Source organism: Nostoc sp., assembly GCF_036919615.1.
Lineage (GTDB): Bacteria > Cyanobacteriota > Cyanobacteriia > Cyanobacteriales > Nostocaceae > Nostoc.
This window is the reverse complement of the sequence record NZ_JBALCN010000097.1, coordinates 250940-273351: the sequence shown is the minus strand read 5'-3', so window position 1 is coordinate 273351 and position 22412 is coordinate 250940. Positions and strand designations below refer to the sequence as shown.

The 22412-nt window shown below is 42.4% G+C and carries 19 protein-coding genes; 13 read left to right on the top strand and 6 right to left on the bottom strand.

Annotated features, from left to right (window positions below; translation table 11 throughout):
• Nucleotides 1–95 precede the first annotated feature (95 nt).
• Nucleotides 96–1427 carry an aromatic ring-hydroxylating dioxygenase subunit alpha gene (locus V7K48_RS29690; RefSeq protein ID WP_335078045.1) on the top strand — a complete coding sequence of 444 codons (1332 nt, stop codon included), beginning with the start codon at nucleotides 96–98 and terminating at the stop codon, nucleotides 1425–1427.
• 42 nt (nucleotides 1428–1469) lie between these two features.
• Here V7K48_RS29690 and V7K48_RS29685 read toward each other — a convergent pair whose 3' ends face one another.
• The 3 genes from V7K48_RS29685 to V7K48_RS29675 all read right to left on the bottom strand — a co-directional run bounded on the left by V7K48_RS29685 (nucleotide 1470) and on the right by V7K48_RS29675 (nucleotide 3871).
• The gene (locus V7K48_RS29685; protein WP_335078043.1) at nucleotides 1470–1676 is read right to left on the bottom strand and encodes a hypothetical protein; all 207 of its coding nucleotides are present in this window, start codon (nucleotides 1674–1676) and stop codon (nucleotides 1470–1472) included.
• A 155-nt stretch (nucleotides 1677–1831) separates the two neighbouring features.
• Nucleotides 1832–2707 carry an SMP-30/gluconolactonase/LRE family protein gene (locus tag V7K48_RS29680; RefSeq protein WP_335078041.1) on the bottom strand — a complete coding sequence of 292 codons (876 nt, stop codon included), beginning with the start codon at nucleotides 2705–2707 and terminating at the stop codon, nucleotides 1832–1834.
• Nucleotides 2708–2932: 225 nt separating this feature from the next.
• Nucleotides 2933–3871, bottom strand: a complete 939-nt coding sequence (locus V7K48_RS29675) for an NAD-dependent epimerase/dehydratase family protein (RefSeq protein ID WP_335078039.1) — start codon at nucleotides 3869–3871, stop codon at nucleotides 2933–2935.
• A gap of 276 nt (nucleotides 3872–4147) precedes the next feature.
• On the opposite strand from V7K48_RS29675, the gene V7K48_RS29670 reads away from it, so the two are divergent.
• The 8 genes from V7K48_RS29670 (at nucleotide 4148) to V7K48_RS29635 (ending at nucleotide 10817) form a co-directional block, all read left to right on the top strand.
• Nucleotides 4148–5290 (top strand): glycosyltransferase, encoded by a 1143-nt coding sequence (locus tag V7K48_RS29670; protein WP_335078037.1) that lies wholly within the window; start codon nucleotides 4148–4150, stop codon nucleotides 5288–5290.
• Between the two features lie 112 nt (nucleotides 5291–5402).
• Entirely contained in the window at nucleotides 5403–6161 is a 759-nt protein-coding gene (locus tag V7K48_RS29665; protein WP_334979741.1) for a sugar transferase, read from the top strand.
• Nucleotides 6162–6665: 504 nt separating this feature from the next.
• Nucleotides 6666–7745 carry a GDP-mannose 4,6-dehydratase gene (gene gmd / locus V7K48_RS29660; protein ID WP_335078035.1) on the top strand — a complete coding sequence of 360 codons (1080 nt, stop codon included), beginning with the start codon at nucleotides 6666–6668 and terminating at the stop codon, nucleotides 7743–7745.
• Nucleotides 7746–7768: 23 nt separating this feature from the next.
• The gene (locus V7K48_RS29655) at nucleotides 7769–8713 is read left to right on the top strand and encodes a GDP-L-fucose synthase family protein (RefSeq protein ID WP_335078033.1); all 945 of its coding nucleotides are present in this window, start codon (nucleotides 7769–7771) and stop codon (nucleotides 8711–8713) included.
• Nucleotides 8714–8786: 73 nt separating this feature from the next.
• Nucleotides 8787–9362, top strand: coding sequence for a 5-formyltetrahydrofolate cyclo-ligase (locus tag V7K48_RS29650; RefSeq protein ID WP_335078082.1), 576 nt, complete (start codon nucleotides 8787–8789; stop codon nucleotides 9360–9362).
• A 38-nt stretch (nucleotides 9363–9400) separates the two neighbouring features.
• Nucleotides 9401–9523: a hypothetical protein gene (locus V7K48_RS29645; protein ID WP_334815822.1), complete on the top strand. Its 123-nt coding sequence runs from the start codon at nucleotides 9401–9403 to the stop codon at nucleotides 9521–9523.
• Between the two features lie 40 nt (nucleotides 9524–9563).
• Nucleotides 9564–9842, top strand: a complete 279-nt coding sequence (locus V7K48_RS29640; protein WP_335078031.1) for a hypothetical protein — start codon at nucleotides 9564–9566, stop codon at nucleotides 9840–9842.
• A gap of 138 nt (nucleotides 9843–9980) precedes the next feature.
• Nucleotides 9981–10817: a carbohydrate ABC transporter permease gene (locus V7K48_RS29635; RefSeq protein ID WP_335078029.1), complete on the top strand. Its 837-nt coding sequence runs from the start codon at nucleotides 9981–9983 to the stop codon at nucleotides 10815–10817.
• 31 nt (nucleotides 10818–10848) lie between these two features.
• Here V7K48_RS29635 and V7K48_RS29630 read toward each other — a convergent pair whose 3' ends face one another.
• Together V7K48_RS29630 and V7K48_RS29625 are read right to left on the bottom strand one after the other, a co-directional pair.
• Entirely contained in the window at nucleotides 10849–11502 is a 654-nt protein-coding gene (locus V7K48_RS29630) for a sugar transferase (RefSeq protein WP_335078027.1), read from the bottom strand.
• Nucleotides 11503–11851: 349 nt separating this feature from the next.
• Nucleotides 11852–16021 carry a hypothetical protein gene (locus V7K48_RS29625; RefSeq protein WP_335078025.1) on the bottom strand — a complete coding sequence of 1390 codons (4170 nt, stop codon included), beginning with the start codon at nucleotides 16019–16021 and terminating at the stop codon, nucleotides 11852–11854.
• A gap of 801 nt (nucleotides 16022–16822) precedes the next feature.
• Here V7K48_RS29625 and V7K48_RS29620 point away from each other — a divergent pair.
• From V7K48_RS29620 to cobT, 3 genes are read left to right on the top strand one after another with little or no spacing between them, the layout of a single operon-like run.
• The gene (locus V7K48_RS29620) at nucleotides 16823–17524 is read left to right on the top strand and encodes a Crp/Fnr family transcriptional regulator (RefSeq protein ID WP_334979739.1); all 702 of its coding nucleotides are present in this window, start codon (nucleotides 16823–16825) and stop codon (nucleotides 17522–17524) included.
• Nucleotides 17525–17537: 13 nt separating this feature from the next.
• Nucleotides 17538–18278 carry a DUF2232 domain-containing protein gene (locus tag V7K48_RS29615; RefSeq protein ID WP_335078023.1) on the top strand — a complete coding sequence of 247 codons (741 nt, stop codon included), beginning with the start codon at nucleotides 17538–17540 and terminating at the stop codon, nucleotides 18276–18278.
• Nucleotides 18279–18333: 55 nt separating this feature from the next.
• Nucleotides 18334–19494, top strand: coding sequence for a nicotinate mononucleotide-dependent phosphoribosyltransferase CobT (cobT, locus tag V7K48_RS29610; protein ID WP_335078021.1), 1161 nt, complete (start codon nucleotides 18334–18336; stop codon nucleotides 19492–19494).
• An 838-nt stretch (nucleotides 19495–20332) separates the two neighbouring features.
• On the opposite strand, the gene V7K48_RS29605 is transcribed toward cobT, so the two are convergent.
• Entirely contained in the window at nucleotides 20333–20704 is a 372-nt protein-coding gene (locus V7K48_RS29605; protein ID WP_334979578.1) for a hypothetical protein, read from the bottom strand.
• Between the two features lie 353 nt (nucleotides 20705–21057).
• Between V7K48_RS29605 and V7K48_RS29600 the strand changes: the two genes are divergently transcribed.
• Nucleotides 21058–22215 (top strand): extracellular solute-binding protein, encoded by a 1158-nt coding sequence (locus V7K48_RS29600; protein ID WP_335078019.1) that lies wholly within the window; start codon nucleotides 21058–21060, stop codon nucleotides 22213–22215.
• Nucleotides 22216–22412 lie beyond the last annotated feature (197 nt).

The following is a 22412-nucleotide window of genomic DNA, read 5'->3' as shown; positions in this document are numbered from 1 at the left end:
TTCCCCTAGATGCAACATATGGTAGAGGCACAGCAATGCTTATTGGTGTTAACTTAACGTAAAAGCAAGTATAGATTTAAGTCCTTGTTAGTAAAATGGAACCTGAATTCAACTTTTTTCAGCAGTGGTATCCTCTCTCACCAGTCGAAGATTTAGCTTTAGAGCAACCAACTTCGGTGACACTTTTGGGAGTGCGTTTAGTTATCTGGAAACCCAAATCATCTCAAAGTTTTCGGGTGTTTTTAGATCAATGTCCTCACCGCCTTTCACCCCTAAGTGAGGGGCGCATTGATGACAAAACGGGGAATTTAATGTGTAGCTATCATGGTTGGCAATTTGATGAGCAAGGACTTTGTACTCATATTCCCCAAGCAGAAAATCCAGAACTTGTGAGTAAGAATAAAGAAAATCTGTGTGCTGTAGCACTACCAGTTCGTCAGGAACAGGATTTACTCTGGGTTTGGCCAGATGCAAAATCAAGCGAACAAGCTGTTAATACACCCTTACCTTTATCACCGCAAATAGATGCTACTATTGGCTTTGTTTGGTCTTCTTATGTACGGGATTTAGAATATGACTGGCAAACCCTTGTGGAAAATGTGGCAGATCCCAGTCATGTTCCTTTTGCTCATCACGGCGTGCAGGGCGATCGCTCAAAAGCAAGACCTATACCGATTAAAATTTTGCAATCTACACCAAATTTGATTGAAGCGGCAACAGTTGGGAGCTTTGAAACAACAATCACTTTTGAACCACCTTGTCGCTTGGAGTATGCAATCAAGTTTGGTAACTCTGAAAAGCAGGTTGGACTTGTCACTTATTGTATACCAGTATCTCCTGGTAAATCTCGGATTGTTGCTCAGTTTCCCCGTAACTTTGCCAAAACACTCCATCGTCTTATACCCCGTTGGTGGGATCATATTAGCGAACGCAATCAAGTTATTGATGGAGATATGGTTCTTCTCCAGCAGCAAGAGTATTTTCTACAACAGACACAATCGACCCCTAGCTGGAAAACTTCCTATCGACTACCTACAAGTGCAGATAGGCTAGTGATTGAGTATAGGAATTGGTTTGATAAATATTGTCAAGGACAGCTACCCTGGAATCGAGTAGGAATAAGTGTTCCAGAAATCAGGAATATAAATAACAATCGAGAACAAGTTTTGGATCGCTACAAACAGCATACGCAGCATTGTAGTAGCTGTCGGCGGGCGCTGAAAGGTGTGCAACGCTTGCAGGCAGCGTTTTTGATATACTTTGCTACTACTGTTTGTGCTGTTGCTCTCCTTCCTGACACTTTAAAAGTTAAGCTGGGTTTACCCCTAATTGTGACAGCACTACTAAGTTTAGGAGCTTACGCTTGGTTGAAATTCTGGCTTAGCCCGAGGTTTTACTTTGTAGACTATATCCATGCACAAAGATAGGCATCAAGGATTATAGCCGATCAGCTTATGTTGTACCATCACCTAGAGGGAAATACCTTTGCTTTGTCTTGTTTGTTGTTGTCGTTCTGATTCTATTATTTGTTGCAATATGCGTTCTGCTTCTTGCCAAAGGTTGAGGTCTTCCCTTTCTATCTCCCCCACATTAATCGGTGAATAAAAAAGCTTACCTGACTGGTTTCGGTTGACAGACACTCGAAAAATTTCATCTCGATTATCATGTGTAAACACCAGTTCTTGACCTTATTTCTCTAGAGTTGCACGTTTGAATCTAAGGCTATATTGTGTTCGCGCATCATTTACGCGAACATATTTTTTTTGATTTTACCTTCCATTTCCCTTAACCGAGCAGTATTGGAACCACTATAAGATTGCTAATATAATTCCTAAAAATCATAAGTAGGTAATCCAGTAACATCAGTTTGGAGAGCAAACAAATCACCAGAGGAGAAACTTTTTTCGATCTCTGCTTGGCTGAGTCCAACTGAAGCAGTGGTAATGTAAAGTGTTTGCAAATCCTCGCCCCCAAAAGTACAGCTAGTTGGCAATTGTACAGGTAGCTTTATCCGCAATATCTCTTCACCCTTGGTGTTAAAACGAATCACACACCATCCATCCCACATAGCTGACCAGATATATCCTTCACTGTCTATTGTCAACCCATCTGGGTAAAAGGATTCATTAGTTAAATCAACAAAAATACGGCGATTACTAATGTTTCCTGTTACTGAATTAAAGTCGTAAGCGTATATTTTTTTGTGAGGGGAATCTGTCAAGTAAAACGTCTTCTCGTCAGGACTCCACCCCAGACCATTAGAGAGAGTCAATCCCGTTTTCATCACATGCAATGAACTGTCAGGGTCATAGCGATAGAGGCTAGCCTGGGGTTTTTCCAAAGAACACATTGAGCCAAACCAAAAGCGGCCTTGAGAGTCGCATTTGCCATCATTAAGACGGTTATTTGGCAGATTTCCTTCAATTTCCAAAATGGGGGTAACTTCACCTGTCTGGGTGTTGAGGAATGCCAAGTGATGACGCAGCGCCATAATTAATCTATCTGCACCTGCTGTTGCGATCGCGCCTACGACATCTCCCACATCAAAAAAGCTGTTTTTCCCCGTGGCAGGATGAAACTGATGCACCCGATGGTTATAAATATCGACCCAGTACAGGAGGTTTTGGCTAGAGTCCCAGATCGGGGCTTCACCTAAGCGGGCACGAGCTTCTAAAACATTGTGGAGTGGATATTGCAACTCGTTCATTTTATCAACCAACAACACCATTTACAGAAAGTAATTTCAGTGAAATTGACGTAATGCGTTAACAAACGTCTGCCTTACCAATAGACAACAGGAAAAAATTTTATTCATATTCAAGTAAAAACTAAAGACACGATGAATTGCGTCTTTCCAAGGTAAGATAAAAGATTATTTATTTTGACTAAGGCTGAGATTCCCGACTTTTTAGAGAAGTCGGAAATCTTATTGTTAAACAGCTTGTAAAATCTCTTCATCTACAGAAAAATCTACTTCGGCTTTGTCTTTTGCATTAGCCAAATAATCATTTTCCAAGGAGTCATTCAGCCCAGAAATTAAATCATATTCAGGTTGCCAGTTTAATTCTATTTGCGCTTTGTTTACTGAAGCAAAGAAATGCTGCACCCGCATCGGAAAAGCTTTACGCTTGCCGAAATCAAACTTTTTCGGGTCGTAATGGACGATTTTTACAGTATCAGGTGACTTTCCAGCAGCTACAGCGCTAGCACGGGCTAAACCATCAAAAGTGACAAAGCGATCGCCAGAGATATTATAAATCTGTCCTATGGCTTGTTCATTACCCAAAACCTGAGTCATTGCCTTTGCTAAGTCTTTTACATGACCTAGCTGCGTGATATGCAACCCATTTCCAGGGATGGGAATCGGGCGATCGCGCACAATTCTATCGAAAAACCAGCCTTCCAACTCATTATAATTACTAGGGCCGTAAATGTAAGTAGGACGAATAGAGGTAAAGGGCAATCCCAATTGAGTCAGATAAGCTTCTGTTTCATGTTTACCCTTATGGCGACTTTTGGGATCTACTGGATCACCTTCTACATGGGGTAATTGGTCAGATTTGAGATACACCCCCGCAGAACTCATATACACAAAATGTTGCACTCGGTCTTGAAAAATCTCTGCTAGTGGTTGAGTATCACTCAGTTCTCGCCCATTATTGTCAAAAATGACATCAAACTTTTCTTGGGATAATTTTGCTTTTAATTGGGTAGCATCCGTGCGATCGCCTATAATTTGTCCTACTCCCTGTAAAGAAGGTGCTGGCCGATTCCCACGATTGAACAGCACCACCTCGTGTCCTTGTTTCACCAGTAGTTGAGTCAAATAGACACCAATGAACCGAGTACCACCCATAATTAGAATTCGCATAAATTTCCCCTTTCTATATCAGTTGTCGTCAAAGGATTGGAAACTGGGGACTGGAGACTAGGGAGACAAGGAGAATAACCCATGCCCAATTCCCAATTCCTAATTTCCAATCCCCAATCTGAGGTTATCAGGTTGCAGCATCCATCTGGAACCTCTGAGGGAAGATTGCGTCTTATGTGCTAATCTGGGGCGCTTCCCGTTAATTAATCACAAGGGGAAACTTTTCAGTTAACCTGATCAAGTTGTTTAAGTATTTTCCATTTATTCAAGTTAGCTGTGGCCTTGAAATATGCTCTAGTTCATGAGTGGCTGACACCCAAAGCCACCGGTGGTTCAGAACTCGTTGTCCGAGAAATTTTGAATCACATTAATGCTGATTTGTATGCCCTGATCGATTTTGAATCCAGCAATCCTGAAAGTTATTTATACAAGCGTCAGATTGGCAAGACGTTTCTTCAGGACTTTCCCTATGCCCGCAATGGTATACAAAAATATTTGCCAATGTGGCCTTTGGCAATTGAACAACTTGATTTGCGGCATTATGACGTAATTCTGTCTTCATCTCACGCTGTTGCCAAAGGAATCCTTACCACTCCCGAACAGATGCATATTTGCTACTGCCACAGCCCTATGCGCTATGCCTGGGACTTGACCTTTGATTATCTGTACCACAGCAAACTGGGTAGTGGTTTCGCTGGGTGGGTGACGCGATATTTATTACATCGTTTGCGCCAATGGGATGTATTGAGTGCCAATCGCGTTGATTATTTCATTGCCAACTCGCAGCATACAGCTCGGCGGATTTGGCGTTGCTATCGGCGAGAAGCAACAGTTATTTACCCACCGGTGAATATTGCAGAATTCCCATTTCTGTCTGAGAAAGAGGACTTTTACCTGACAGTTTCTCGATTAGTGAGTTACAAGCAAGTATCGTTGATTGTTAACGCTTTTAATCAACTAAAACGACCATTAGTAGTCATTGGTACAGGAGATGAAATGAAAAAGATTCGCGAGATGGCAAACTCCAATATCCAAATACTGGGATGGCAACCCGATAATGTGGTAAAAAAATATATGTCTAGGGCTAAAGCTTTTGTCTATGCAGCTTGTGAAGATTTTGGTATTGCCCTAGTGGAGGCACAAGCCTGTGGCACGCCAGTGATTGCCTACGGTGCAGGGGGTGCTCTAGAAACAGTGCGAGATATCCGCTCTTGTGGGGATACAGGGACAGGGATATTCTTCAGGACGCAAACAGAGGCGGCTTTGGTGGAGGCAGTAGAAAAGTTTGAAATGTATGAGGGTTCGTTCAGTTCCGAGTATATGCGATCGCACGCCGCGCAGTTTTCACCGCAAATCTTTGCAGATCGTTATCTAGATTTTGTAAACAAGTGCAACGAAAAAAGACCGTTTTTGGAATGATCGTCTTGGTTAATGTCTGATTTTTTTAGGCTTTTGGCAATTTCCCCCCAGAAGCACCTCATTTTGGCTTTAATATTGGGACTATGTGTGGTGTGGATTATTAAGGAGTATGATGACTGCCCAGAGCTCACTCCTCTCCGGCAAGCGAGGCGTACGGCAAGACACTAGAGCGTCTACGCGTACTTTCTTAAAACGCGGTCAAAAAACAAAGACGCCAAAAGTTAAACCCAAAGGTTTATCTTTTCAGGGTTTAAACGGAGAGTTTGCCAAGCGACTGTTCGATATAGTGTTTTCGCTGTCGGTGCTAATTTTGTTCTTCCCCGTCTACTTAATCTTGGCCTTGCTAATTGCTTTCAGTTCAGAAGGTCCAATTTTTTATGTCCAGGAACGGGTGGGGAAAAATTACAAAGCGTTTAATTGTATTAAATTCCGAACAATGGTGAGCAATGCAGACGAAATCCTCGTGCAAATGATGGAAACATCGCCCCAGTTGCGACAAGAATTTGAGAGCAGTTTTAAGCTGAAACAAGACCCCCGGATTACCAAAATTGGTCGATTTTTGCGAATTACTAGCTTAGACGAATTTCCCCAGTTCTGGAACGTTTTAAAAGGGGACATGAGTGTAGTCGGCCCCCGACCCTTAGTGGCAGAAGAACTGCCAAAATACGGTTGTTACATTGATGAGATTTTAACAATCCGTCCAGGAATTACTGGATTATGGCAGGTGTCTGGGCGTAATGACATTCCCTACCCTCGACGAGTCCAAATAGACCTGCATTATGTCAAATTTAGGAATTTCTGGCTTGATTTATGGATCATCTTGAAAACTGTTGATGTGGTCATTCTGCCCAAAAATAACGGGGCATACTGAATAACTACTTAGGGTCGATTCTGTGGGGCAGTTAATGCCCCTAAGTACCAATTGTTCTTGTAAAACTGAGTGTTCATCTTTTTTATAGTTATCTATATTTGTTTCTTTCTACTTAGCTCAGACCTCTTTAAGTGGGAATTTTTGGTTCGTTTTACTCATATTCAGATTTTTGCAAGAAGTATAATCTAAAAATACCTATTTTATTCAGTCTTCACAAAACCAGAAATATATGAAGTTTTGACAAAAAACAACGTATACAATAGACAATATTTAAAGAATATTGATCTATTTAGGATAAAAAATATACATGATTACACAAACTTGATCTATTTAAGGTTGAGCTTACGTGTTAAATTCCTTTTTATTAAGTATATTCATTGACGGCAAAAGTCTCCTAACGATAATAACTCGTAGGTTTCCCATTAGGCAATTCAGCAATTAGCTGCTAGGTTGTATCAGATTAGTTGTAACTTTTTAATCAAAGACAATAAGGGATAATTGAGCATGACGCAACAGAAGCGAGCGTTGATTACTGGTATTACCGGTCAAGATGGTTCATATCTAAGTGAGTTTTTGCTGGAACAAGGTTATGAGGTTCATGGCATTATTCGTCGGACTTCTACCTTCAACACAGACCGCATCGATCACATTTACGAAGACCCCCACAAAGAGGGAGTGCGGTTGTTTCTTCACTATGGTGACTTGACAGATGGTACGACATTGCGGCGCATTTTAGAAGAAGTCAAGCCAGTAGAGATTTACAATCTTGGCGCTCAATCCCATGTCAGAGTCAGCTTTGATTCACCAGAATATACGGTGGATGCTGTAGGAATGGGCACGTTGCGTCTGTTGGAAGCAATTCGGGACTACCAACAGCGTACCGGAATTCAAGTGCGATTTTACCAGGCGGGTTCTTCAGAAATGTACGGTTTAGTACAAGCAGTACCTCAAACTGAGACAACGCCCTTTTATCCCCGCAGTCCCTATGCCTGTGCAAAAGTTTACGCCCATTGGCAAACTGTAAATTATCGTGAGTCTTATGGTTTGTTTGCTTGTAATGGCATACTTTTTAACCACGAGTCACCAAGGCGGGGTGAAACCTTTGTAACCCGTAAAATTACTAGAGCAGTAGCTGGTATCGTTGCTGGTAAGCAGAAAAAAATTTACATGGGTAATCTAGATGCCAAGCGAGATTGGGGCTATGCGAAGGATTACGTCAAAGCAATGTGGTTGATGTTGCAGAAAGACCAGCCAGAGGATTACGTAATTTCTACTGGTGAAACTCACTCGGTGCGGGAGTTTTTGGAGCTGGCATTTAGTTATGTGAATCTCAATTGGCAAGATTATGTAGAGTTTGATGAGCGTTACCTCCGTCCATCTGAGGTAGAGTTATTGATTGGCGATTCTACCAAAGCACGGCAGAAGTTGGGCTGGACACCATCAATAACCTTTGAAGAACTAGTTTCCCTAATGGTAGAAGCAGACTTACAAGCATTGGGTCACACTTCACCCAATGGAAATGGTTCGCAATTTCCACATGATATTGCGACTGTTCGTCAAGAACTGGGCGCTTTGCACTTCTGATTCGCACCACAGAGGATAAAAATATGACCGCCTTAGAACTAAAAAATCAACGCATTCTCGTCACTGGTGGGTCGGGGTTTCTAGGTCGTCAGGTGATAGCTCAACTGTGTAAAGCAGGGGCTGCTCGTGAGAAGATTACAATAGTGCGATCGCGCGATTGCGATCTGCGTGTCTGGGAAAATAGTCAACGCGCAATTGACCAGCAAGACATAATTATTCACCTAGCAGCTCATGTCGGTGGCATCGGTCTGAACCGCGAGAAACCCGCAGAGTTGTTCTATGATAACTTGATCATGGGAACCCAGCTAATTCACGCTGCCTATCAAGCCGGAGTAAAAAAATTCGTTTGTGTTGGGACAATCTGCGCTTATCCTAAATTTACCCCAGTCCCATTCAAAGAAGATGATCTTTGGAATGGTTACCCAGAAGAAACCAACGCCCCCTACGGAATTGCTAAAAAAGCACTTTTAGTCCAATTGCAATCTTACCGCCAGCAGTATGGTTTTAATGGGATTTACCTACTGCCAGTGAATTTATATGGTCCAGAAGATAACTTTGACCCCCGAAGTTCCCACGTCATTCCAGCGTTAGTTTGCAAAATTCACGAAGCCCAAATTAAAGCAGAAAAGCAACTTCCAGTTTGGGGTGATGGCAGTCCCACCCGTGAGTTTCTGTATTCAGAAGATGCAGCGCGGGGGATTGTTATGGGCACTCAATTCTATAACGAATCAGAACCAGTTAACTTAGGAACAGGTAATGAAATCTCCATCCTTAATTTAGTAACTCTAATTTGCAAATTGATGGAGTTTGAGGGTGAAATTGTTTGGCAAACTGATAAGCCTAATGGTCAACCCCGCCGCCGTTTAGATACTGAACGGGCAAAGCTTGCCTTTAATTTCACGGCTCAAGTGAGCTTTGAGCAAGGGCTAAAGAATACGATTGAGTGGTATCGTCAACACGCTGCATAACGATGTACTGGTGAGTTTAGGGTGGTATAAGCTGGGCGATGCCCAGCTTATTTATTTGACGCTAAAAATTTTCATGGACAAAGTTAATCATCAACTAAATAAAGCAGAACTACGGCGAAAGCTTCTGAAAACACGTCAATCAATGTGCGTTCGAGAGTGGAGAGAAAAAAGCGATCACATTTGTTCTCATTTACAAAACTCTACTTTGTTTACCCAAGCAAAAACAATACTTGCTTATTTCAGCTTTCGCCAAGAACCTGATCTGACTCCACTATTTACAGACAGCAAATACCGTTGGGGATTTCCTCGCTGCGTTGATAAATCCCTATGTTGGCATATTTGGCAGCCTAACGATTCTGTCCAAAGTGGCGCTTATGGCATTACTGAACCCCACCCCGATGCTCCAATATTAGATCCGGCTGAAGTGGATTTGATTCTTGTCCCCAGTGTAGCTTGCGACTATCAAGGATATCGCCTGGGTTATGGCGGCGGATATTACGATCGCTTGCTCAGTTTACCGCAGTGGCAGACAAAGCCGACTATCGGAATTGTCTTTGATTTCGCCTATTTGTCCCAAATACCTATTGAACTTTGGGATAAACCATTACAAACTGTTTCTACGGAAATAGGATTTACTCAAAAAGGCTGAAGGATTCAGGATAATGAAGACACATCATCAAATGTTTTATGACTAATCCAACGTTATCTACCACTGAGCAACAAGCAATCATCGACGAGGTAGCAACTAGCCTCCAAACTCAACAAAAAACAGGCCCAGACCTTTGCCCTAAAAATCTGATAAATATTTAATTTATACAACACAATGCCTATTCTCAATTAGAGACCAACTATGAATAAAGACAATGAACTAACTGAAAAACTAAATAAGATGTTGACTGAATCCGTAGATCAAGAATCTGTTATTAAATTCTTGAGATTGAGTAATTATTCAAAAACCAAATCAATTGAAATTTTCAAAAAGGTTTTGGGTATTTCTTATTATGAAGCACAAGATATCATTCACAATAGTCAAATATGGAGTGATGTAAAAGAAATTGACGCCAAAATCATGAATGACTTTTTTGATATTCTGGAAGAATTAGGGAGTTCAGAAAGTGAAGAAACTTAATTATATTAATATGTAAATAAATTTAATAACAGAATTAGGTGAATTAATTTAACCATATTTCTCAATCATTTTTTCTCTTTTAATTGTAAGTCTTTAAGCGCAAAATAGTAGGTTTAGAGTATTTAGGTTATTAATCAAATGCTGAACTGGAAAAAATCACGATCGCAAATTCTGCTAATGTATGCGCTATTGGGAGCGATCGCACTGGTGATGCTCTTTCCTTTACTGTGGCTAATTAGTACAGCCTTAAAATCGCCTACGGAAAATATTTTCCAGTCGCCGCCACAGTTGTTGCCTGCCTCACCTACACTAAATAACTTCTTTAGTGTGTGGCAGTCTCTACCTTTTGGACAATACCTGTATAACAGTACTTTGGTATCAGTGCTGACTGTGGGCTTAAATCTGCTGTTTTGCGCTTTAGCTGCTTATCCCTTGGCAAGATTGTCGTTTGTGGGGCGAGACTGGATTTTTGTAGCGATCGTCTCCACGATTATGATTCCCTTCCAAATCGTGATGATTCCCCTCTATATTTTGACAGTCCAGTTGGGTTTGACAAATAGTTATTTAGGGATGATTTTTCCGAGTTTAGCTTCTGCCTTTGGTATTTTTCTGTTGCGCCAAGCTTTCATGAGTGTCCCCAAAGAGATAGAAGAAGCCGCCCGAATGGATGGTAGTTCGGAGTTAGGTTTGTGGTGGCATGTGATGTTACCTGCAATTCGCCCAGCACTGGTAACTTTAGCTATTTTTGTATTCATTGGTGCTTGGAGTGACTTTTTGTGGCCTTTAATTGTCATCCAAGACGAAAATTTATACACTCTTCCCTTGGGAGTCGCAAAGCTAGCAGGTACATTTTCCCTTGACTGGCGGTTGGTAGCTGCTGGTTCAGTGATTGCGATCGCCCCAGTATTATTACTATTTCTATTTTTACAACGTTATATTGTACCGACAGAAACCAGTAGCGGCGTCAAGGGTTAAAAATCTCTCTTTTCATGCCCAATGCCCCAATTTAATAAGCACCAGTCTTTTTAAATACTACCCAGATAGTTTTAACAATCAGACTCAAGTCGTAAGTTACAGACCACTTGCGTTGATAATCTATATCCATCTTGACAATGGTTTCAAAGTCTGTAATGCTCGAACGGCCATTAGCCTGCCATTCTCCAGTAATGCCTGGTTTGACTCGCAATCTATCCCAGTGGTGTAGATCGTAATGACTAACTTCATCAAGAGTAGGTGGACGAGTACCAACTAAACTCATGTCCCCTAACAAAACATTCCAAAATTGGGGTAATTCGTCTAAGCTAGTACACCGCAAAAATTTACCTACAGGAGTGATGCGAGGATCGTCAATAGATTTAAAGATGTGACCTTTGGCTTGATTTTCAACCAAATGCTTGAATTTATCGGCATCGACGATCATGGAACGGAATTTCCACATGCGGAAAGTTTTTCCGTTCAAACCACAGCGAGTTTGGGAATAAAATATTGGACTTGGCTCATGAATAAAGGTAGCAATTGCTACAGGAATTGCTACCATAAATGTAATTATCAGCCCCACAATGGCTCCAACAATGTCAATTAATCGTTTTCTGGCGCTTAAAGTTGACGGGTGTGAAGGCTGTTGCAAACAATTAACTGAATAAAGATAAAGATTATTCACGAGGGCTAACTTATTTTATAACTGGAATTTTTGTATCAGCAGTGTAGACATGGACATGGTTTTTAGTCAATTTTTACTGCTTTTGTCGCTCCTACTGAGTGTTAATATACACAAATTTGACACAATAGAAAAACTCAAAACTCAAAATTTACACAATCTTTCAATTAAACTCATAGATTGTAAATTTACAGTATTTTTATCGATCAAATAAAAAAGATACTACTATCGTACACATCCAAAAAACTACTGCTCTGAAGTACTAGTAGTACTTTACAAAATCCCAAATGCTTACGTTATATGTATTTGGGATTTTGAGTAGTATTCTTATTTCTAGCGTCATGTCCTAGTATCAATGATCAACCTCTAAGGCAAAATTCACCGTATATGGTTCCTCCAGTGATTGCTGATTACTAGCCTTGATCGCATCTAGATAATGACGCAAAGACAACAGTTGTTGGGAATTGGGACGATAAGTAAGACTCCCTTGTTTTTCAAAAAGTGGTGCTGTGGCGATCGCCTGATAGTCAGGATTTTCTTGCGAATTCTGGGTGAGCCAGGTTGAGTCTGTGACTGAAGGTATCAAACCCGAAGGCAGTTCACCTTCCAAAAAAGCCAGCAGGCGTTGCTGACAAGTGCGAGTATTGATCCCACGACCCTCAAATAACTGGATAACTTCACCGAAAGATAAGGGTCGATCTGGTAGCAGGCGCAGCAATTCTGTAAATAGGAAATAATCAGTGTATTGTTGCCTGGGTATATCTAATATCTGGGGATGTAGAGGCAGCATCGCCAAACCATAGGCAACCCGACTGCAATTGGGAGCGCCGTTTTCGCCGAGATATAAATCTTGAATAATCTTAGCGTTGGGGAGTTTTTGCCGTAGCCAGCGGTTCACTGTCCCGATACAAGCCACCCCACCAGTCAGGATAGCTTGATTAATTGCTTCTGTGGGGATGCCACGAGCTACCAATAACTTGTTGAGTTCTCGGTTCAGGCGGCGCACAAACGGGATAAATACCTGGCTTTCTAAGTCTCGTCGCTGCAAAATCCATCGCTGATCAGCTAATTCTAGGGTAAAAGAGTCTTGGTGTTGCAAAATCAGCTTTAGGGCTAGTGCCGCATCTAATATCGCCTGTCCCAGCAGAGAACTTTCTAGACGCTGCTGGAGGCGAATCCGAGCGGTGATATCTGGTTCTCCGACTCTAGGTAGTTCTAATTCTTCCAACCCTAAACTCTGCCAACGCATTTGGTCTAAACCGGGAATTGACGGTTGCCATTGCCAAGGATTACTGGTAATAGTTTTGCGTAGGCTACGCCCGCCGTAGGCATCGCTTTGTGTTTCTGGGCGTGATTGCCGAGATTTAGGTGGCAATAGCAGCTGGCAGATAATATCTTGTTCAATTCCCTTGCCAGCATAGGCAAAACTGTGGAGCATGAAATCATTGTATGTCAATTGCAGCAATGTTTCTGGTATATCGACCAGCAACATTTCTGTGGCAGTTGTCCCAATGTTAATCACCAGGGTGTTGCCAATAATCGGATGTTCGCTGGTTTTTGCCGGATGAGAACCCTGACGTTCGCTTAATTTTACTTGCTCACCGTTAGCAGCATCGAGTTCTGGGAGTAGACTAGCGATCGCTTCTTCTACAAAAAAGACTTGCTGCGGATGTTGGATAAGTTTGCTGGTGAGTAAAGCTTCTCGCACGTTAAAGCGGTATTGTTCTGACCAGCTAGATGGACACGTACAAATGATCCCAGCAATATTATTGATAATCTGCGGAAAATTTTGTTCGCTGATCCCAACAGCAGTAGCGATTAAACTAGGGGTGGTAGAAGTTTTTTCGGATTTAAGGGTCAATAATAGCTTAGAGAGCGATCGCACAACCCAAATCAAAGGCCCTGCCGAAAATTCATTTAATTGCAAAACAGGTTCCCATTTCTGTCGTTCACTTTTGTAGGGAATGGCTACTTGTAAATAGGGTTTCAACTGTGCCGAGTAGAGATTATTTGTCGTCTGATCTGCTGTTGATCTCGGTGTTGCAGGAGTGGTGGCCGAGCGATCGGGCACTTTATCTTGGGCAACAGCCGCAGGTGCTGTCTGCTCATGTGTTTCGATACTTTCACTTTCACCGTGGGGTACAGAAGCTGTAGGCAGATAAACCTCTGTTGGCAAACGAAACGATTGCTGGAAGGAAGTTGTTCCCGGCGGATTTTCTGCTGACCAGTAGATAGGGTGTACAACAAAAGTCGAGCGATTTAACAATGCAGCGGAAATTCCTGTTGTACCTAAATCAATTCCTAAATACCAGACTGATTCTAGAACATTGAGCTCAACTTCTGGATTGTTGATGGAATTGGAAATTGAAGGTAAAGAACTTTCTTGAACAGGAGTTGTGACTTCCTTTTTTTCAGTTTCTACCTGAGGAACTGCCAAACTGGAGAAAGCAGCAGTTGAGGTATTTTCTGCTATTTGAAGATTTTCTGGCGATCGCTGCTCAGGGGAAGTTGTGGAGATTGTGTCTTGACTTTTACCAATTAGTTCCGAGAAAATATCCAAGTTAGTAGCTGGCTGCGACTCAGAATTTAGCTGCTGATCAAAATTAGCCAAATCCCGATCTAATTGTTGCAACTGTTCTTCATCTAAAGAAATATTCGGTATGGCTGAAGCCTGGTTTGACTCAATAGAAAGCAAGTTTTCCTGGGGTGAAGCAGCAATGTAGTTATCTGAAGACGATTCTGGCTGATCATCGTTAATTAATACTTGCGAAGTGGCGATACCTTCTGGTGCGTCCGCTACGCCTAGCTCACTTTTGAGTAGGGGTACGGTAGGCAACTCTTGGAGACGCTGACGCTGCGCGTAGCTTGCTTCCCCGTAGGGGTATGCCAACCCAATTTCTGCTACTTCTGGAGTAACTGGTGCTGTAGTTGTGGCATTATCCACAGAGGATGACACTTCCAGCAGTTGCTGTTCACCACCTGCATCAACTTCCAGCAGTTGCTGCTCACTACCTATATCAGGCAATAGGTCAGTTAGGGTATTAATTGTATCAACACTAGCTGGCTGAGTGCCAAGTTCCACGGGGAAACTATCTGTTTGTGGCACAGAGTTACTAAGAGGCGAGTTTAGGTAAGTATCCTCTTCAAAAAATAGTTCTTCCTGTGGCTCTGATGATGAATCTGTGGTTTCTACTAAAGTCTCTGGGATTGAAAGACCCGCATCTGTTGTCACAACTGCAGAATCCACGGTTTGAGGGATAGGTGGGCCCTCAGCGATATTCAATGGTGATCGGGAGGCTGTGGAAGCAGATAAATCATTTGTGGCAACATTGAGGCTTGGATTATTAAGATCACCAGTACCAAATAAACTGGCGTAAAGTTGGTCTCCTTCATCACCAATTAAGGCAGAAATATCTTGCGGTAATTCGGTCGGGGTTTCAGAAGATTGAGATGAGTCTAAACCAAGCTGCAACAGCACTGCATCTAAATCCTCTGTGAGGGTAGTCTCCTGTTGCTCAGAATTAATAGTGAGTGGAGATGAAGTTTCTGGCTGTATAAGATCCAAGGGTTGGGGCGCAACTCCAGCAGCGATCTCGCCTGGATCAGCAAATGATTGTGGTGTCTTAGATTCTATCCCCAGCAAAGATGCCTGGGAACTAGGGGATTCTTGCTGCAAATGCTGAGTCAAATTGTTGAGAAAGCTGCCCATCAGCTGTTCGCCTTGCATCCCCTTGCTATGCATTCTTGCCAGTGCTTGCGACAGGGATTCGTAATAAGTATTAATGTTGCGCTGTAGTGCCTCAAAGACTACATTCACAGTCCCATCTAATGATAATAGGCGTTGATCCAACTCCCTGGCCAGCTGGGTTAATTGCTCCACACGGTCTGGGGATTCTAACAAAGGTTGAGTTGCAGAGGTTGCGTGATTAATTACTCCTGAAGAACTGGCGGGATTTTCCCCCGTCTGTGCTGCCAGTGGCGTTAAAGTTGGCACAAGACGACTCATGAGTACCTGTAAAAACTCGGTAATCATTTGCTCCTGGTTTGTTAACTGCTGCGCTAAGGAGTAGTTTTGCAAACGCTTTTGTTCTAGCTGCCGAATTTCCTGTATGAGAGTGGCTCGCTCTTGCAATAGCAATTCTAATTCCGATCGCAATGGCTGTATCAAGCTCAAAAATTCACTTTTTAAATGTCCTGCCCCAACAGTACTCTGTTCCTGATCGAGTTCGAGCGGCGGTAGTGGATACTGGTTATAATCATGAGCAATAAATTTTGTTAACAAAGGCGTTGGTGGAGCCATCGCCAAGGGCGAACGCGGTTCTTCAGAAAACTGATTTGGGATGCCGCTCTCTAATGCTTTTTTTTCTTGTAACTTCATTAAGAAGTCGCGAATTCGTTCTAAAACTTCTTTAGGCTCTTGCGCCTGACCAGACAGAAATCTAGACAGGCGCTTGCCACCGCTGGCAAGCAAGTTGTCAATGTCTGCAATCAGCTTTTGAATTTCATCTGCACTGGAAGTCACTTTTCTCACCTTACCTATAAATGTATGTCAACTAATGTGACAATTACTTTACAATTATCGTACCCCTGCTCAAAAGCCTGCTACGCGCAGCGTCAACCATAGAATAAGTTTTGAGTGGTAAAAGCCGCTGCTTGGACTTGTGACTGTCATTATGTTATGGATTAGTGGGAGTCGTGGCAATCTACAGTCATCTAAAAGGACAAGGGAAAACCCCATAGATAAATCTAGTTGCTCTGAAATAAGGACATACAGTACCTCGTTGCAAGCAATCAAGGGAACAATTTTTATTTTTCTCCATAAATGAATTCAGTTGCTCTGAAACTCTGTGGACAAGCGTTTTTTCTTTTTTCCCCTTGTCCCCCGAAGTTCAGCTCGTCGTCAGCCGACACTCCGACTTCTCCCATTGTCTCCCCTTTTGGTTGTCCTCTTTAGTCAGCGTTTGTTTAAGAAGCTTAGTTTTGCCGCTCATTGATTCCCTATTTCTGAAAATCGCTAAAATACCTGAGCAATAATTTACTCCCTTTAGTATCATTGATGTTGTTTGCCTATATTCTTAACTAATCAAGTTTGCAGTGCAGCTAGCCCCTAAGCAATACAACCGCCGGCTATAAACTACTTTTTGCAAAACTTTTACCCCGTTTAAACTTATAGGTAAAGATGGTTTAAAAAAACGTTCTTGTCGCTTTCTTATGTAGCATAGTTTAATTTTCTCTTTGAAAGGGGCTGTGCTTTGATGGCTGAGTCTGAAAATGGCGCTCTTGTTTGTTGTGTGTATATAGCAGCTTGAATAAAAATGTCGTAATGGAAGACCGATATAGCTTGCAAGCACAGGCTAATCCCTGGATGATCACCTCAGCTCCCTTTTTTCAAGGGTTGCCAGAAACTGCTGTGAAATCAGCCCTCATCCATCTTGTCACCCGTACTCACCCAGCCAATCAGGTGATTCTACTGGAAAATGACTGGGGCGGTTCTGTGTATTTTATTCTGGACGGATGGGTAAAAATTCGCACCTACAATCTGGAAGGAAAAGAGGTAACGCTGAATATTCTTGGCAAAGGGGAATTATTTGGTGAGATGGCAGCGCTAGATGAAGTACCTCGATCCACAGATGTGATTACCTTGGCCCCGACGGTAATTGGCAGTATGCCTGCTCAGGATTTTGTCAAGTTACTTCAGATAGAACCCTTGGCGGGAGTTCGATTGGCGCAACTAATGGCACGACGTTTGCGGCAAGTAAATCGCCGACTGCGGTTGCGGGAATCTGATAGCCAGTCACGGGTGGCAGATACGTTGCTATTTTTGGCAGAAGGACAGGGAAAAAAAGGACAAACAGGAACCGAAATCCCCAATTTACCTCACCGGGAATTGAGTAGTTTGAGCGGACTGGCGCGGGAAACGGTGACACGAGTGTTGACAAGGCTAGAAAAAAAAGGCTTGATTAAACGGGATCAAGACACTATTTGTATTCCCGATTTGTCAGCCTTGGAAAGAATGATCGTTTAAGAACTTGTCAGATATGAGTATTTTAGATTCTCTGCCAGATGAACCGGAGGAAGATCCATTCCCTGAATCTCCAACTCCCCACAATCATTGGTTAGATAAAGAACAACAGTTAATGCCTCTTCAACTTAAGGCTGATGCGCCCTTAAGGATGGTGGAAACGGCGTTTTTAGCCAGTACTGCTAGCTTAATTTGGTTTATTAATTTCTACTTTCCCTTGGGCCCAGTCTTGCGGATATTTTTTCCGGTGCCGATCGCTCTAGTTTATCTGCGTTGGGGCAAACGTGCGGCATGGATGGCAGCACTCACCTCCGGGCTACTGCTGACAGTACTGATGGGGCCAGCCCGCAGTTTGCTGTTTGTTATGCCCTATGGGTTCATGGGCGTGCTTTTGGGGGCGACGTGGTATCGTCGTCGTGTTCCCTGGATTGTTTCCATCACCTTGGGTACGCTGTTGGGTACTTTGGGAGTTTTTTTTCGGCTGTGGTTGCTGTCTGTTTTGTCGGGTGAAGACCTGTGGATTTATGTGATTATCCAAGTGAGTGAGTTCATTGAGTGGGTATTTTTGAAGCTAAGTTTGTTGGCGAGTCCCAGTGTATTTTTGATTCAAGTGGGAGCGATCGCTTTAATTATACTCAACAACTTTATCTACCTTTTTGTGATACACCTGGCAGCATGGTTGCTTTTTGACCGTCTAGGCAACCCTATTCCCCGTCCACCACACTGGGTGCAAGTCCTAATGGATTATGAGGGATAGTGAGGAGTTGTAAGTTAGGAGTTATGAATTAAACTGCTAACTCCTAACTTTCCAAATGATTAGTATTTATACCCAAAAAGAACAAGGTAAAGATTGGCTGCGGCAGTATCGTGGTTGTCTACCCGTATTTGCCTGTGTTTTAGGATTTACTGAAACTGGTTTAATTCCAGGGATTTCAGCAGCTGGTCGCACTCCAGAGGATCGGAAATATACTGCTTGTGCCGATGCCGAGTTTTTGTATTACGGCCCGGAACATAATGCCCAATATCCCCTACCACCATTAGCAGCTGGGGCTTCGCCTGTGCTGATTTCTCGCGCTGTCTTTGAGTCACTAAAGATACCAATTCATTTGTTTAATGCTGGTTTACCCCAGCCTCCTGCTGTGCCAGTAATTGATTTAGGTGGTGCTCCTGCTAAGTGTTTAAGTGGAGGTGCTGCTATGGAAATCACAACGGTACACCACTTGTTTGAACAAGGGCTACTTTGGGGAGAACGCCTGGCTGCCAATATCCAACAGGGGTATTTGATTGTCGGTGAGTGCGTCGTCGGAGGTACTACAACTGCCCTGGCAATCTTAACTGGTTTGGGTATAGATGCTGCCGGAAAAGTTAACAGTAGCCACCCCGTTTGTAACCACGCGCAAAAGTGGGCACTAGTACAAGCTGGGCTGGAGAAGGTGAAGGGGAGCAGGGGGCAGGGGGCAGGGGGAGAAAATTTTACCTTATCCTCATCTCCTCCAGTTAACCCCTTACAATTCGTTGCTGCCGTGGGTGATCCCATGCAGGTGGTGGTAGCTGGGATGGCGATCGCTGCTAGTCGTAGTTGTGGTGTAATGCTTGCTGGTGGGACGCAAATGCTGGCGGTTTATGCGCTGATAAGTGCGATCACTCAAGCTTATGCCTTATCATGGCGACCAGAAGCAGTAGTTGTAGGCACAACCCGCTGGGTGGCAGAAGACCCTACTGGGGCTACGGTTGACTTAGCCCTCAGCTTAGGAAAAGGCAGCTTAATTCAGAGTGGAGAAACCCCTCCCTTATTAGCAACTCATCTGAGTTTTGCTGATTCTCGTTATCCCCAACTGAGAGCTTATGAGCAGGGCTTTGTCAAAGAAGGTATGGGTGCTGGAGCAGCTTGCATAGCCGCCCATCTGAGCCAAGATTGGCAGCAACACGAACTTTTGGCAGCCATTGAAGCCCAACTTGAACAACTAATATAAGTACAGCATTTAATTAATTCGTAGCGAATCAAATTGGGCAAGACTCTGCGCCCCAATCGAAGTTATAAGCGGACGTTTCCTCCGATCATACTTCTCTGTGAATTTAAATTTTAACTAGCCCCTATCTGCTGATAGAAAAGGGGGTTATTAGGAGCAAGTCCCTTATATACAACTATTCCTGCTGCTTCTTGAGGGCTAAGTAGTTTGCCGAAATAGTCGTAATAGCCTAGCGGTTAAGTAGGAGCAGGTTGCAAAAGATAAATCTTAGAGGTTGTTTGAAAAGTGGTTGGCTGTAATTTTAGGCACTTATTGATTCCTCCTAGCCCACGCTAGTCGCTCCACTTGGGGAAACCCCTCTGAGCGACTGGCTCCCCTTTTTAAGGGGAAACGGAATCAAAGTCCCCCAATTTATCGGGAGATTTAGGGGGATTTAGAACGTTTTGCTACCAACAAAAGGACTTTTCAAACATCCTCTTAGCGAAAGCTGTCTGGCTTGCGATCAACCAACTTGATAACAAGATACCAAAAACACTAATAATAAAAACGCAGATCAATAAGAAAATCTTGATTTTTGAACCATACAATACCCTAACGACAGCAGTCTTAGGGTTGTTTTTTTTGTTTCATAGTTAGGAATGTACTAAAAGCTTATAGGTAGACATATTCCACTATTACGTAGATATATGTAATAGTGTATTTATAGTTTGTATCAATTTAATAACCTAATTAGTCGCTTATACTTATATATATGCCGACAAAGCCATCACTTGATATTAAACCTAAAGGCTTGCCTTCCTACCTCTAGTCATTTTTTCAATTCCTTGAACTCAGGTTAAATTTAATGAATTCTCTCTCTAAGTAATTGTTCTTCCAAGGCAGCAATGCGATTGTAGGCTGCTGTTAATTGCGCTGTCAGTCGTTGTATTTGAATTTCTGGTGTTATGTTATCTCCACCTTGACGATGCATGTCTAGATAAATACCATCTGTCAATACATCCTTGTGTTCCATTTCTGGATTGAAACTGATACGTCCTTTGAACTGGTAGCCTCCAGCCGCACCATTTTCCTGATAATTATCCCTTGCTTGTGTATTCGCTAAAGAACATTCTGAGAAAGCTTGAGTGACTTTCTCATCAAGATGCTCAATCACTTGGCAGAGGGCATCCAGTTTTTGTCTTAAATTCAGGACTTGCTTCTGTAATGGCTCCATTTAATACCCTCATCAGCAGATTTTCTTTATGTTATTCAATTTACTCTCAATGTTAACTATACTTAGGAATTATTTAAGTATTGACGTTTTTGGTGGAAATCCAGGATTTAAATCATTATTTTTAAATATAAGTAAACATTTACTAGAAGTACCATTAACGAAATTTATTGAGGAAAATTAATTATTAGCCAGTATTTGCCTAAAAAATCGCTACTTTGAGTGAAATATTCAGATTTATCGCTATTACCAACAGAAAATACAGAGAATTTTTCAACTACACTTTTTCAGCTGTCAGCCTCTGGTGAATCTCTGCTTAATATTAGGTATAATCAAAAATCTCAAATCCAAAATCAATGGATCGACGGTCTTTTTTGCTAGGTACAAGTACATTGGCACTTTCACAACTGCTTTTTGGCTGTGGTGAAAACAACCAAACGCAACTAAAAGTACAGTTATTAAAAGGTTCTATACCGGGTCAGGTAGTTAATCAATTCCACAAAGGTTTGCAGCAACAGGTGCAGTTAAAGTTTGCTCCAGTTGAGCAGATACAGGATTTATTTCAGCAATTACAAAATTGGCAACAAAAACCAAAAACCACTGATGAGCAGGGATGGAGTCGCTTTATACCCTTTAGGCAAGGTCAAAAAACGGCTGATGCAGACCTAGTGACATTGGGAGATTACTGGCTAAAAGCAGCTATTGAGCAGAAACTGATTCAACCACTTCAAGAGGTACAGGGAAACCAATTAAAGCAGTGGTCTGCTTTAGATGAAAGGTGGAAGAAACTGGTAACGCGTAACGACCAAGGTAACTTGGACACTCAAGGGAAGATCTGGGGTGCACCTTACAGGTGGGGTAGCACGATGATTGTTTATAACCGTGACAAGTTGCAAAAATTGGGATGGACCCCCAAAGATTGGAGTGATTTGTGGCGAGATGGAATGCGGCAACACATTTCCCTACTTAATCAACCACGAGAAGTTATTGGTCTAGTCTTAAAGAAGCTAGGAAAATCTTACAATACAGAGAACCTTGACCAAGTACTAGACTTTGAAAAAGAATTACAGACATTAAATCAACAGGTGAAGTTCTACAGTTCCAATAACTACTTGCAACCTCTAATTATGGGAGACACTTGGCTAGCCGTTGGTTGGTCAAGCGATATACTGCCAGTTCTGGGACGTTATCCGCAACTTGCAGCAGTTATCCCCCAGTCAGGAACAGCAATCTGGGCAGACTTGTGGGTACGTCCTGCAGGTATTACTACAAGTACTTTATCAGATCAATGGATTGATTTTTGTTGGCAACCAAACACAGCTAAACAAATTTCGGTGCTCACCAAAAGTAATTCACCAATTTCTACAAATATTGTCGCTGACGATATCCAAGAACCATTATGGAGCCTGTTGCAGAGCGATCGCAAAGTTTTCGATAAAAGTGAATTTTTGCTTCCCTTATCCCCATCAACAATAAAACAATACGAGTCTTTATTCGCCAAAATTAAAGTTTAATTGGGCATAAGGCATTGGGCACTTGTACTGAGCTTGTCCTGAGCGTAGCCATAAAGCCTGCGGCATAGCTTCTCTTCTTAGGCTGCGCCTTAAGCGTTGGCGCAGCCTCTCCAAGAGTTTTATTGGACATTGAGCATTAAAATTTTCCCATTTTCCTTATCTCCCCCAATTCCTAACTCCTAACTATTTAATACAAG

Excerpts from the sequence above, each read along its gene's own strand:
- V7K48_RS29690 (WP_335078045.1), top strand. The coding sequence starts at position 96 with ATGGAACCTGAATTCAACTTTTTTCAGCAGTGGTATCCTCTCTCACCA.
- V7K48_RS29680 (WP_335078041.1), bottom strand. The coding sequence starts at position 2,707 with ATGAACGAGTTGCAATATCCACTCCACAATGTTTTAGAAGCTCGTGCC.
- V7K48_RS29675 (WP_335078039.1), bottom strand. The coding sequence starts at position 3,871 with ATGCGAATTCTAATTATGGGTGGTACTCGGTTCATTGGTGTCTATTTG.
- V7K48_RS29665 (WP_334979741.1), top strand. The coding sequence starts at position 5,403 with ATGACTGCCCAGAGCTCACTCCTCTCCGGCAAGCGAGGCGTACGGCAA.
- gmd (WP_335078035.1), top strand. The coding sequence starts at position 6,666 with ATGACGCAACAGAAGCGAGCGTTGATTACTGGTATTACCGGTCAAGAT.
- V7K48_RS29655 (WP_335078033.1), top strand. The coding sequence starts at position 7,769 with ATGACCGCCTTAGAACTAAAAAATCAACGCATTCTCGTCACTGGTGGG.
- V7K48_RS29650 (WP_335078082.1), top strand. The coding sequence starts at position 8,787 with ATGGACAAAGTTAATCATCAACTAAATAAAGCAGAACTACGGCGAAAG.
- V7K48_RS29645 (WP_334815822.1), top strand. The coding sequence starts at position 9,401 with ATGACTAATCCAACGTTATCTACCACTGAGCAACAAGCAATCATCGAC.
- V7K48_RS29640 (WP_335078031.1), top strand. The coding sequence starts at position 9,564 with ATGAATAAAGACAATGAACTAACTGAAAAACTAAATAAGATGTTGACT.
- V7K48_RS29635 (WP_335078029.1), top strand. The coding sequence starts at position 9,981 with ATGCTGAACTGGAAAAAATCACGATCGCAAATTCTGCTAATGTATGCG.
- V7K48_RS29620 (WP_334979739.1), top strand. The coding sequence starts at position 16,823 with ATGGAAGACCGATATAGCTTGCAAGCACAGGCTAATCCCTGGATGATC.
- V7K48_RS29615 (WP_335078023.1), top strand. The coding sequence starts at position 17,538 with ATGAGTATTTTAGATTCTCTGCCAGATGAACCGGAGGAAGATCCATTC.
- cobT (WP_335078021.1), top strand. The coding sequence starts at position 18,334 with ATGATTAGTATTTATACCCAAAAAGAACAAGGTAAAGATTGGCTGCGG.
- V7K48_RS29605 (WP_334979578.1), bottom strand. The coding sequence starts at position 20,704 with ATGGAGCCATTACAGAAGCAAGTCCTGAATTTAAGACAAAAACTGGAT.
- V7K48_RS29600 (WP_335078019.1), top strand. The coding sequence starts at position 21,058 with ATGGATCGACGGTCTTTTTTGCTAGGTACAAGTACATTGGCACTTTCA.